The sequence below is a fragment of the Aeromicrobium sp. genome (assembly GCF_049586495.1).
Taxonomy (GTDB): Bacteria; Actinomycetota; Actinomycetes; order Propionibacteriales; family Nocardioidaceae; genus Aeromicrobium.
The window spans coordinates 1-10,581 of the sequence record NZ_JBAVCB010000029.1 but is presented as its reverse complement, the minus strand read 5'-3'; the positions used below and the strand labels follow the sequence as shown (position 1 = coordinate 10,581).

General features: G+C 67.4%; 15 protein-coding genes and 1 pseudogene. 13 read left to right on the top strand and 3 right to left on the bottom strand.

Annotation, left to right across the window (positions count from 1 at the left end; translation table 11 throughout):
• A pseudogene (locus WB508_RS01530) lies at positions 1–191 on the top strand (signal recognition particle protein); the annotation flags it as partial.
• 151 nt (positions 192–342) lie between these two features.
• Complete coding sequence (locus WB508_RS01525) at positions 343–1,638, top strand: DUF222 domain-containing protein (RefSeq protein ID WP_423843108.1); 1,296 nt, start codon at positions 343–345, stop codon at positions 1,636–1,638.
• Between the two features lies 1 nt (position 1,639).
• Here WB508_RS01525 and WB508_RS01520 read toward each other — a convergent pair whose 3' ends face one another.
• Positions 1,640–2,005, bottom strand: a complete 366-nt coding sequence (locus WB508_RS01520; RefSeq protein WP_423843107.1) for an ArsC/Spx/MgsR family protein — start codon at positions 2,003–2,005, stop codon at positions 1,640–1,642.
• Between WB508_RS01520 and WB508_RS01515 the strand changes: the two genes are divergently transcribed.
• The 9 genes from WB508_RS01515 to WB508_RS01475 all read left to right on the top strand — a co-directional run bounded on the left by WB508_RS01515 (position 2,004) and on the right by WB508_RS01475 (position 7,186).
• Positions 2,004–2,819: a crotonase/enoyl-CoA hydratase family protein gene (locus WB508_RS01515; RefSeq protein ID WP_423843106.1), complete on the top strand. Its 816-nt coding sequence runs from the start codon at positions 2,004–2,006 to the stop codon at positions 2,817–2,819. The two genes, WB508_RS01520 and WB508_RS01515, sit on opposite strands and share 2 nt — an antisense overlap.
• A 170-nt stretch (positions 2,820–2,989) precedes the next feature.
• Positions 2,990–3,523, top strand: coding sequence for a 30S ribosomal protein S16 (gene rpsP / locus WB508_RS01510; protein WP_423843105.1), 534 nt, complete (start codon positions 2,990–2,992; stop codon positions 3,521–3,523).
• Between the two features lie 2 nt (positions 3,524–3,525).
• Complete coding sequence (locus WB508_RS01505; RefSeq protein ID WP_423843104.1) at positions 3,526–3,777, top strand: RNA-binding protein; 252 nt, start codon at positions 3,526–3,528, stop codon at positions 3,775–3,777.
• Positions 3,778–3,781: 4 nt separating this feature from the next.
• Positions 3,782–4,330, top strand: a complete 549-nt coding sequence (gene rimM, locus WB508_RS01500) for a ribosome maturation factor RimM (RefSeq protein ID WP_423843103.1) — start codon at positions 3,782–3,784, stop codon at positions 4,328–4,330.
• Positions 4,327–5,007: a tRNA (guanosine(37)-N1)-methyltransferase TrmD gene (trmD, locus tag WB508_RS01495; RefSeq protein WP_423843102.1), complete on the top strand. Its 681-nt coding sequence runs from the start codon at positions 4,327–4,329 to the stop codon at positions 5,005–5,007. Before rimM ends, trmD begins: the two co-directional genes overlap by 4 nt.
• Before the next feature lie 157 nt (positions 5,008–5,164).
• On the top strand, positions 5,165–5,515 hold the full coding sequence (gene rplS, locus WB508_RS01490; RefSeq protein WP_423843101.1) for a 50S ribosomal protein L19: 351 nt from the start codon (positions 5,165–5,167) through the stop codon (positions 5,513–5,515).
• A 38-nt stretch (positions 5,516–5,553) separates the two neighbouring features.
• Positions 5,554–6,234, top strand: a complete 681-nt coding sequence (gene lepB / locus WB508_RS01485; RefSeq protein ID WP_423843100.1) for a signal peptidase I — start codon at positions 5,554–5,556, stop codon at positions 6,232–6,234.
• On the top strand, positions 6,231–6,878 hold the full coding sequence (locus WB508_RS01480) for a ribonuclease HII (protein ID WP_423843099.1): 648 nt from the start codon (positions 6,231–6,233) through the stop codon (positions 6,876–6,878). Before lepB ends, WB508_RS01480 begins: the two co-directional genes overlap by 4 nt.
• A complete protein-coding gene (locus WB508_RS01475; protein ID WP_423843098.1) occupies positions 6,875–7,186 on the top strand; it encodes a DUF2469 domain-containing protein in 312 nt (103 codons plus the stop codon). The genes WB508_RS01480 and WB508_RS01475 overlap by 4 nt, the downstream gene beginning before the upstream one ends.
• A gap of 14 nt (positions 7,187–7,200) precedes the next feature.
• Here WB508_RS01475 and WB508_RS01470 read toward each other — a convergent pair whose 3' ends face one another.
• Together WB508_RS01470 and WB508_RS01465 are read right to left on the bottom strand one after the other, a co-directional pair.
• Positions 7,201–8,106 (bottom strand): dihydropteroate synthase, encoded by a 906-nt coding sequence (locus WB508_RS01470; protein WP_423843097.1) that lies wholly within the window; start codon positions 8,104–8,106, stop codon positions 7,201–7,203.
• On the bottom strand, positions 8,103–8,840 hold the full coding sequence (locus WB508_RS01465) for a pyrimidine reductase family protein (protein ID WP_423843109.1): 738 nt from the start codon (positions 8,838–8,840) through the stop codon (positions 8,103–8,105). Before WB508_RS01465 ends, WB508_RS01470 begins: the two co-directional genes overlap by 4 nt.
• Positions 8,841–8,971: 131 nt before the next feature.
• Between WB508_RS01465 and WB508_RS01460 the strand changes: the two genes are divergently transcribed.
• Complete coding sequence (locus tag WB508_RS01460; RefSeq protein ID WP_423843096.1) at positions 8,972–9,334, top strand: YraN family protein; 363 nt, start codon at positions 8,972–8,974, stop codon at positions 9,332–9,334.
• Positions 9,334–10,581: YifB family Mg chelatase-like AAA ATPase (locus WB508_RS01455; RefSeq protein WP_423843095.1), on the top strand; the 1,248-nt coding region annotated here is incomplete at its 3' end. The genes WB508_RS01460 and WB508_RS01455, both read left to right, overlap by 1 nt.

Genomic DNA, 10,581 nt, shown 5'->3' with positions numbered 1-10,581 from the left:
TCGGCAAGCGCGCTGGCGCTCGACAAAAGCCCCAGCAGAAGAAGAAGGGCAAGCGGGTCTCCGGCAACCCCGCGAAGCGCGCGGCCGCTGCCACCGAAGCACCCCCGAAAGATGGGGCCGGAGCCTTTGGCTTCGATCAAGGCGGCGCTCAGGACTTCGAGATTCCTCAAGAGCTCCGCGACCTCATGTGACCCTCCCCGGGAGCCCGTCAAGCCCAGCGGGCGCCTACCAGCGCCACGAGCAGGCCCAGTTCACTGGACCGTGGTGTGAAGCCCCGAAAACAGCCTGGAAAGTCAGGCGAGAACCTTGTACTCGAACATACGTTCGAATATACTTGAGTGCATGATCCGGGGGCAGGTGGTGGAGGCGTTGCGGGAGGCAGCGCGTCTGGTGGGGATGGGTCCTGACACCGACGCACTGCGGGCCATCCAGACCGCGCAGGATGCTCTCGATGCGGCCAAGGCCGCGCATCTGGCCGGGCTGGAGCAATCGCGGGGGTTCGAGGCCGATGGCGCGTCCAGTGTCACCTCGTGGGTGCGCAGTCGGCTGCGGGTCTCAGCGCCTGAGGCGCACGCGCTGACGCGAGCCGGGTCCACGTTGGTCCAGCTTCCGCGCGTGGCCGAGGCGGCTCAGGTTGGCGCGATCCGGTTGGAGCACGTGAATGTGTTCAGCTACGGGTTGCGGCACATCGGCACACGGGTCGTCACCGACGCGCAGGACTGGTTGTTGCAGGTCGCACAGACGTGCGAGCCGGCCGAGCTGCGTCGGGTCATGCGGGCGCTGCGGGCCGCGACGTATCCTGGTGAGCTCGACGACGCGTGGGCCAAGGGGATGGACAAGGCCGATCTGCAGGTCAACGCCGTCCCCGAAGGGTTCCACGTCACCGGGTTCCTGCCCATCCAGGTGGGGTCCAGGTTCCGCACCGTGCTGGACTCGCTGTCGGCGCCGGTCGATGCCGACGATCAACGCACCGGACCTGAACGTCGGGTCGATGCCATTGACCAGCTGTGCCAACAGATTCTGGATGCCGGGTTGCCTTCGGACAAGGGGGTGCGGCCACATGTGTCGGTCACCGCCGACGCCGAAACGGTGCACGCTGCGGCCACCCATACCCGCGGCACGACGTCAGATCCCATGGTCTCGGCTGATCTGGCCGGATTCGGCCCCATCGGCCCCGAGCTGCTCTCGATGATCGGCTGCACCGCCGACGTCACGCCGATCCTGACCCACCAGATGCCCAACTTCTCCCAGAGCCGCGTCCTCAACGTCGGACGCACCCACCGCCTGGCCACCCTCAAGCAACGCCGCGCAGTTCTCGCTCGGCAAGAAGGTCGCTGTGCGGCCCCGGGTTGCCGCAACACCCACCTGGAAATTCACCATGTGGTCTGGTGGTCCCGCGGCGGGCCCACCGATCTGGACAACCTGGTCGGACTCTGCTCAAGGTGCCATCACTTGGTGCATCGTGACCGACTCTCGATCCGGGCCGACGGCCACGGTGACTTCATCTTCACCGACAGCCGCAGCCGTGTCCTGACATCAGACCTGCGACACCGCCGCGCCGTCTACCGAGAAGCGATCCGCATCCACCACCTGGACATCGCCATCCGCCGACGGCGCGCCGAGCGCGCTAGCGCCTGACCTAGCCGGGTCGGGCGTCCAGAAACGCCTGGACGCGGTCCTTGGGTCGCCCGATGATCGCTCGGTCGCCACGGATCAGCACCGGCCGCTGCATCAGGCGAGGGTGCTCGACGAGGAGGTCGGCCACGGCGTCCGCCGTCGTGTAGTCGGCAGGATCGAGTCCGAGGCTCGTGAAGAAGCCGTCCTGGCGAACCAGATCCGTGGGCTCGTCCTCGAGGCGGACCATCAGGGCGAGCAGCGCGGCCCGATCGAGCGGGGTCTTCAGGTACTGCACCACCTCCAGGTCGACGCCGTCGCCAGCTGCCGTACCGACGGCGTGCCGGGAGGTGGAGCAGCCGGGGTGGTGCAAGATCGTGACATCCGACATGCCCACGACGATAGATGAGGTCGCTGCGATGGCCACCCCGGCTCACGACACCGTTCTCTACGACACCGACGACGACGTCTGCACCATCACCATCAACCGGCCGGACGTGCGCAATGCGGTCGACGGTCCGACGGCGCGGGCCCTGCTGGCCGCGTTCGAGCGGTTCGAGGCCGACGACACCCTGCGAGTCGCGGTGCTGACCGGTGCCGGTACGACCTTCTGCGCCGGTGCCGACCTGTCAGCCGTTGCCGACCCTGAGCGCGCCCCGGACCTCGATCCGACCGGGCGGGCACCCGGTCCGATGGGCCCGAGTCGGATGCAGCTGTCCAAGCCTCTCATCGCGGCTGTCGCCGGACACGCCGTCGCGGGCGGACTGGAGCTGGCACTGCTGGCGGATCTGCGGGTGGTGGAGGAGAATGCCGTGTTCGGCGTGTTCTGTCGTCGGTGGGGCGTGCCACTGATCGACGGAGGCACCGTGCGTCTGCCGCGCGTCATCGGACAGGGCCGGGCTCTCGACATGATCTTGACCGGACGTCCCGTCGACGCGCACGAGGCGCTGCAGATGGGCCTGGCCAACCGGGTCGTTCCGACGGGGGAGGCGCTGACCGTCGCTCACCGCCTGGCCGACCAGATCGCAGGCTTTCCGAATCAGTGCATGCTCACCGATCGCGCCTCGGTCTACACCCAGGCCGGCCTCGATCTCACTGACGCGCTGCGGTCCGAGGGGGAACACGGTGTGCCGATGGTGTTCGCCGAAGGAGCGGCCGGTGCCGAACGTTTCGTCGGAGGTGCAGGGCGGCACGGCGCCTTTTGAGGTATCCGAATTGGAGACCGGCGGGGGGTCTGGCAGAATGAGCGACTGCGTCCGGAACGTACAAGGCCCCTCTCAGCCCTGTCGTCACCGGCTCATCGATTTTCGCCGCACGTGTCCCCACGCGTCGCGGCAGGTCACCACCTGATACACACCAAGGAGACACCACACTCGTGGCAGTCAAGATTCGCCTGAAGCGCATGGGCAAGATTCGCACCCCGTTCTACCGCATCGTCATCGCTGACTCGCGCACCAAGCGCGATGGTCGAGTGATCGAGGAGATCGGTACCTACGATCCCAAGGCCGACCCGTCGATCATCAAGGTCGACGGCGAACGTGCCCAGTACTGGCTCGGCGTCGGCGCCCAGCCCACCGAGGCCGTTGCGGCTCTGCTGAAGATCACCGGCGACATCGGCGGTCATTCCACGCTGAAGTTTGCCGACGCGAAGCGCAGCAAGGAAGACGTCTTCCAGGACGCGCTCAAGGAGCTGCACAGCGAGCCGAAGGCCGACGCGACCACCAAGAAGGCCGCTGCAGCCGCCAAGAAGGCCGAGAAGAAGTCCGACGAGCCCAAGGCCGACGAGCCCAAGGCTGAGGAGCCCAAGGCTGAGGAGCCCAAGGCTGAGGAGCCCAAGGCTGAGGAGCCCAAGGCTGACGAGGCTCCGGCCGCTGAGGCTGACGCCCCGGCTGAGACCGAGAAGGCCTGACCATGGCCGCTCCGATCCACGACGTCATCGAGCACCTGGTCAGCGGCATCGTCGACACGCCCGATGACGTCGAGGTCCGGACCAAGCAGACCCGCGGCGGTGAGCTGTTCGAGGTCCGGGTCAATCCGGACGACCTCGGCAAGGTCATCGGTCGACAGGGCCGCACGGCCACCGCCATCCGCAAGGTTGCAGGAGCCATCGCCGGTCGCGGCGGGGCTCGCATCGACTTTGTGGACGTCGACCGTCGTCGCTGACCCCATGCTGGTCGTGGTGGGCCGCATCGCGCGGGCCCACGGCCTGCGCGGTGAGCTCGGCGTCCAGGTACGAACTGACGAGCCCGAACGGCGTTTCGCCGCGGGCTCGTCGGTCGTCTGCGGCACGCGCACCCTGACTGTCACCTCGGCCAGATGGCACTCCGGCCGCTTGCTGGTGACGTTCGACGGGGTCGACGATCGCACGGCCGCCGAGGCCCTGCACGGTGTGATCATCGAGTCGGAGATCGATCCTGCCGACCTGCCTGACGAGCCCGACGAGTTCTACGACCGTCAGCTGGTCGGCCTCGAGGTGCGCCGCGGCGGTCCAGACGGCCCTGCCGTTGGAATCGTCACCGCCGTCCTGCACCTCCCCGACCAGGACACCTTGGCCATCGACATCGACGGTCGGGAGGTGTTGGTCCCGTTCGTCACCGAGCTGGTCCCTGACATCGATGTGGCTGGTGGCTTCGTCACGGTCGCCGACGTCCCCGGCCTGCTCGACCCGCAGCAGGCCGACGTCGTGAACGAGTCCGACGGGGCCCACCCGTCGTGAAGATCGATGTCGTGTCGATCTTCCCCGCCTACCTCGACGCTCTCGGTCTGTCGCTTCCGGGCAAGGCCCGCGAGTCCGGTCTGATCGACCTGACGGTCCACGACCTGCGTGACTTCACCCACGACCGCCATCGCAGCGTCGATGACACGCCGTACGGCGGAGGCGCCGGCATGGTCATGAAGCCCCAGCCATGGGGCGAGGCGCTCGACTCGCTCACCGGACCGGACACCCTGGTCTTGATACCCACACCCTCGGGCGCGGTGTTCACCCAGCGCGACGCCGAACGTCTGGCGACCGAGCAGCACCTCCTGTTCGCCTGCGGCCGGTATGAAGGCATCGATCAACGGGTTGTTGAGCATGCGGCGACGCAGCACCGGGTCGAGGAAATCTCGCTCGGCAGCTTCGTGCTCAACGGGGGGGAGGTAGCGGCACTCGCCATGATCGAGGCCGTGGTGCGACTGCTGCCCGGCTTTATGGGCAACCCAGATTCGCTCACCGAGGAATCGCACGGCGAGGACGGTCTGCTGGAGTACCCGGTGTTCACCAAGCCAGCCTCGTGGCGTGGTCTGGACGTGCCCGAGGTGCTGCTGTCGGGCAACCACGCCGCCATCGCTGCGTGGCGCCGTGAACAGGCCCTGGAGCGAACTGCGCGGCGCGACGAGGACACACCGGCCTGACCACGCCCACCGATTTCAGACTCCCGGGGTAGCTGTGGCAAACTTGGACGTCGGCGCCGACGTCTCTGCCGCAGGGGCGACGTCGAGATGACGCCGACATTCTTGTCTTTTCCCCATCATCCGTCGGTGACCTGTGGCACCAGCGAGGAGCCCCATCATGACCAACATCGTCGATCAGGTCGCCGCAGCATCGTTGCGCACCGATCTCCCCGAATTCCGCGCTGGCGACACGCTGGACGTGCACGTCAAGGTCATCGAGGGCTCCCGCTCGCGTGTCCAGGTGTTCAAGGGCGTCTGCATCAAGGTGCAGGGCTCGGGCATCGGCCGCACCTTCACGGTCCGCAAGATCAGTTTCGGCGTGGGTGTCGAGCGCACGTTCCCGCTGCACACGCCGGTGATTGACAAGATCGACGTCGTGACCCGCGGAGACGTCCGCCGCGCCAAGCTCTACTACCTGCGCAACCTGCGCGGCAAGGCCGCGAAGATCAAGGAAAAGCGCGACGTCTGAGAACGTCTGGCTTCTCCCGACCGGCTAGGGTCGAGCGTGTGACAGAACATCGCGCGGCCGGCACGCAGAAGCGTCAGCTTCCGGTCTGGCAGGAGTCGATCCTGCTGATCGTCACCGCCATGGTGATGGCCGTCGTGGTCAAGACCTTCTTCCTCCAGGCCTTCTACATTCCGTCGGAGTCGATGGAACCGACCATGCGCCCGGACGACAAGATCCTGGTCCAGAAGGTTTCGTACTGGACCGGGGATGTGGGTCGGGGCGACATCGTCGTGTTCGACGACCCGGGCGGCTGGCTCGACGCTGCGGACTCTCGACGCGCCAGCAACCAGGTGCAGCGCGGTCTCGAGGCCGTGGGCTTGTTCCCGACCGGCGGGCACCTGATCAAGCGGGTCATCGGCGTGGGCGGCGACAGCGTTCAGTGCTGCGACACAGACGGAAAGGTCACGGTCAACGACGCGGCGCTCGACGAGCCGTATCTGCTCGACGAGACCGTCAACCGTGACCAGCCGTTCAACATCAAGGTGCCCGAGGGGTATCTGTTCGTCATGGGCGACAACCGCAACAACTCGGCCGACTCCCGTGCGCACCTCGGAGACCCCGGCGGCGGCTTCATCTCCCAGGATGCCGTCGTTGGCAAGACCTGGGTACGCGTCTGGCCCCTGGGGCGTACGGGCTTCATTCGTGGGTCCGACACGTTCGACGCCGTCCCCGCACCATGACCCGGCTGGCTCGTGGCGCCACCATCAGGCGTGATGCCGGCCTGTACGGCTACGAGCGCGCGCTGGCCCGGCAGGGACTCACTCCTGTGGCTGGCGTCGATGAAGCGGGCCGCGGAGCCTGCGCGGGTCCGCTGGTCGCTGCGGCTGTGGTGCTCGACCGATCGATCCCGGGCCTCGCCGACTCCAAGCTGCTCACCCAGAAGCGCCGCGAGGTCTGTTTCGAGCTGATCATGAAGCGCGCGGCCGACGTGTCGGTCGTGATCGTGCCAGCTGCAGAGTGTGATCGCATGGGTCTTCAGCAGGCCAACATCGCAGCGCTACGACGTGCTCTGTGGCGGCTGTCGGTGCGTCCTGGCTACGTGCTCACCGACGGGTTTCCGGTCGATGGCCTCGGGGTCCCGGGACTGGCGGTCTGGAAGGGCGATCGCGTGGCGGCATCGATTGCTGCGGCGTCCGTCATCGCCAAGGTGACACGCGACCGCATCATGGTGCAGCTGCACGAGCAGTTTCCGGCATACGATTTCGCCACACACAAGGGCTACAGCACGCCGGTCCACCAGCAGACGCTGCGCGACCACGGTCCCTGCGCCGAGCACCGCACCCAGTACGTCAACGTGAAGGCATCGATGGAGGCACGCGCATGAGTACCGAGGACCTTGAGCGGTACGAGTCAGAGCTGGAGCTGGCGCTTTACCGCGAGTACCGCGACGTCGTGACGATCTTCAAGTACGTGGTCGAGACTGACCGTCGCTTCTACCTGTGCAACGCGGTTGACGTGAAGGTGCGCTCCGAAACAGGCGACGCCTACTTCGAGGTCTCGATGACCGACGCCTGGGTGTGGGACATCTATCGGCCGACGCGTTTTGCCAAGAACGTCAAGGTGCTCACGTTCAAGGACGTCAATGTCGAGGAGCTGCAGGACTCCGACGTCAAGGTGCCCGAGGGCAGCTGAACCACGCAGTACCGTCACGGCTGGACGTCGAGGCGACCGAGTGCGCCCAGCACGGCGACGATCTGCGGCACCTCGTGCGTGCGATACACGCCCGTGCCGCCGAGGTGTGCCAACACGGTGAAGAACCCTTCCGCGATGCGGAACTGCTCCTCGAACAGGTCGAACGCGTGGGGGACGGAATGGCAGATGGGCACCCCGAGCCGGCGCAGTCGAAATGAGTTGAGCATGACGGTGGTCTGATGGTGAGCGCGCCGCACGTGGTCGTCCATCGCGAAGCTGAACCCGACGCCAGGATCGATCGCCATGTCGTGAACTCCACGCTCGCGTGCCTCGGTCATGCGGCGCTCGAACTGTTCCAGCATGTCGGGGATCGGATCGGCCACGACGTCCTTGGCGCGCACGCTGTCCAGATCGCGGGCGTGCGATCCGTTGACGTGGCACAGGACGACGGTCGCCTCGTGCTCGGCGGCGAGGTCGAACATCGCTGCGTCCTGGGCTGACCCGGTCAGGTTGATCACTCGGGCACCAGCGGCAAGGCCGGCACGAACGGTGGAGACGTCGTAGCTCTCGATCGACACAGCGATGCCATCGGCAGTCAGGGCCTCGATGACCGGGACCAGCGACCGGGTCTGGTCTTTTGCATCGACGCGAGCCTTGCCGACGTTGCTGGACTCGGCACCCAGATCGATGAGATGGGCGCCCTGGGCAGCGAGGACACGTCCGCGGCGCACGGCGTTGTCGCGAGTCGTGGCGACGCTCTCGCGGTAGCTGGAGTCGCGAGAGAGATTGACGACACCCATCACGACCGGCTCCGCGTCCGTGTCGAAGGTCCGATCGCCGACGCGTAGCGGGACGACCGTCTGCTCAAGGTCGTCGGCGTGCTGCTCGGCGAGCGCCGCGAGAGCGCGGAGGGTGATCACGCCGCCGCCGATCGCAGATAGCGGGCCATCAGGAAGCTCTCGGCGTGCAGCACGTGCTGCAGCTCGAAGCCGACGATCCGGTCCAGGCCTGACGTGCGGGGCGTCTGGGCGGTTCCGGCGAAGGTGGGCGATATCGTGATGTCGGCCTCGTCGAGCAGCCCGGCCGCGACGAAGGACTCCAACAGCGTGGGTCCGCCTTCGCACACGATGCGTCGCAGGCCGCGCTGCTCGAGCACCTCAAGGACGGTGGCGGGGTCGACCGACTCGGTGTCGGTCACGACGACGTCGCAGTGCTCACCGGCGTGGTCGAGGCGGCCCCGATCGGCCTGTGAGCCGGTGATGACCAGGGGCCGCATGGTCGATTCGGTGAACAACCTGTCGTGCCAGTCCAGATCGAGCGATCCGCTGACGATGACCACGACGGGGGCGGCTGCCTGGCCCGCGAGGGCGCGACGCTCGGCGTCAGCCGGTTTGCCGCGCATGGGTCCATAGCGTTCCGTCCGGATGGTGCCCGCGCCGACGAGCACGGCATCGGCCAGTCGTCGCACCGCGTCGAAGACGCTTTTGTCGACCGAGGAGGAGATCGATCCGCTCAGCCCGTCTGGACCGGCCGCCGCCCCGTCCAGCGTCGTGACCATCATGGCCCGCACCCACGGGCGTTCACGATCAGGCCACGGGTAGGCCTCGAGCAGCTGGTCGTCGTCGAGGGGGCCTGTCCGGGGCCCGGTGATCATCTCCACGACCTGAACCTATCGGGAGGCGCGACATCGCGGCTTCGTCCACACCGGCGAAAGCTCGTCGCGCCTCGTCCACAGGATCGCGGATGTCTGTGGTCCCGCCCAGCCAGCGCGGCGAGGGTCAGCCCATGACGTATGCACGCAACAAGACGCTTGGCGACTACGGCGAGAAGATCGCCTCCAAGCACCTGGAGTCGCTCGGCATGGTGGTGCTGGCTCGGCAGTGGACCTGTCGGTTCGGCGAGATCGACATCGTGGCCCGCGACGGCACCACGCTGGTGATCTGCGAGGTCAAGACCCGCACGTCCACCCGCTACGGGGGCCCCTTCGAAGCAGTCACGGGCCAGAAGGCAGCTCGTCTGCGCCGACTCGTCACCGAGTGGCTGGCGGTCCACGACGTCCATCCCCCTGCCGTGCGCATCGACGTGGTCTCGGTGGTCGTGCCACCCGCTGGCGCTCCCCAGGTAGAACGCATCGCGGGCGTGGCCTGATGGCTGGCGTCACGCACTCGGTCGCGCTCGACGGACTGGCTGGTCGGTCCATCGAGGTCGAGGCCGACATCTCCGGCGGTCTGCCGCGCACCGTCATCGTGGGGCTGGCCGATGTCATGGTCAACGAGGCCCGCGATCGCTGTCGGTCGGCCCTCGTCAACTCCGGGCGCACGTGGCCCGATCAGCGCGTGACCATCAACTTGGCGCCCAGCACGCTGCCCAAATCGGGCTCGCACTACGACCTGGCCATCGCACTGGCGGTGCTGGCGGCGCAGAAGACGGTGCCAATTCCCTCGCTCGCGGGAGCGGTGTTTCTGGGGGAGCTGGCCCTCGATGGTCGCCTGCGGGCCATCCGAGGAGTGCTTCCAGCCACGTTGGCGGCCGCGGAAGCCGGTTTCGAGCGCGTGTTCGTGCCAGAGGTGAATGTGGATGAAGCCGAGCTCGTCGGATCGGTCGCCGTCGTCGGCGTGCGGTCGCTCGGCCAGACGGTCGCGCTGCTCACCGGCACCGAAGAACCCGACGACCCCCCGGTTCCGCCGCTGGACGAGGTGGGAGGCGTCGCGTGGACGGCGGCCGACCGACTCGCGGACCTCGACCTGGCCGATGTCGCCGGACAGGACGATGCCCGGCTCGCCGTGGTGATGACAGCGGCGGGCGGCCATCACCTCCTGATGACCGGACCTCCCGGCATTGGCAAGACGATGCTGGCCCAACGGCTGCCGGCGCTGCTACCAGATCTGACCCACCAGCAGTCGTTGGAGGTCAGTGCCGTGCACTCGATCGCCGGGGTGCTGCCCAGCGATCAGCCACTGCTGGTGCGTCCGCCGTTTCTCGATCCGCACCACACCGCCAGCGCGGTGTCGATCGTCGGCGGCGGTAGTCGGATCATCCGGCCGGGCGCGTTGAGTCTTGCCCACCGCGGCGTGCTCTTTTTGGACGAGGCTCCGGAATTCGCTTCCAACGTCATCGAGGCGTTGCGCCAGCCGTTGGAGAGCGGTCGCATCGTGGTGTCGCGGGCTGCGCAGACAGCCGCCTATCCCGCTAGATTCCAGCTCGTCTTGGCGGCCAATCCGTGTCCTTGCGGCCTCGACGGTGCGGCGGGGGAGCAGTGCCGGTGCTCGCCGCTCATGCGACGCCGGTACCTCGACCGTTTGTCGGGGCCCATCCGCGATCGCATTGACATCCACCGGACCCTCACTGCGCCGGCGCGGCCTGAGCTGGCGGCAGCGCTCGGCGGTGGACGTGGC

Coding starts and splice junctions, on each gene's coding strand:
- WB508_RS01525 (WP_423843108.1), top strand. CDS start 343: ATGATCCGGGGGCAGGTGGTGGAGGCGTTGCGGGAGGCAGCGCGTCTG.
- WB508_RS01515 (WP_423843106.1), top strand. CDS start 2,004: ATGCCCACGACGATAGATGAGGTCGCTGCGATGGCCACCCCGGCTCAC.
- WB508_RS01520 (WP_423843107.1), bottom strand. CDS start 2,005: ATGTCGGATGTCACGATCTTGCACCACCCCGGCTGCTCCACCTCCCGG.
- WB508_RS01505 (WP_423843104.1), top strand. CDS start 3,526: ATGGCCGCTCCGATCCACGACGTCATCGAGCACCTGGTCAGCGGCATC.
- rimM (WP_423843103.1), top strand. CDS start 3,782: ATGCTGGTCGTGGTGGGCCGCATCGCGCGGGCCCACGGCCTGCGCGGT.
- rplS (WP_423843101.1), top strand. CDS start 5,165: ATGACCAACATCGTCGATCAGGTCGCCGCAGCATCGTTGCGCACCGAT.
- WB508_RS01480 (WP_423843099.1), top strand. CDS start 6,231: ATGACCCGGCTGGCTCGTGGCGCCACCATCAGGCGTGATGCCGGCCTG.
- WB508_RS01475 (WP_423843098.1), top strand. CDS start 6,875: ATGAGTACCGAGGACCTTGAGCGGTACGAGTCAGAGCTGGAGCTGGCG.
- WB508_RS01465 (WP_423843109.1), bottom strand. CDS start 8,840: ATGATCACCGGGCCCCGGACAGGCCCCCTCGACGACGACCAGCTGCTC.
- WB508_RS01460 (WP_423843096.1), top strand. CDS start 8,972: ATGACGTATGCACGCAACAAGACGCTTGGCGACTACGGCGAGAAGATC.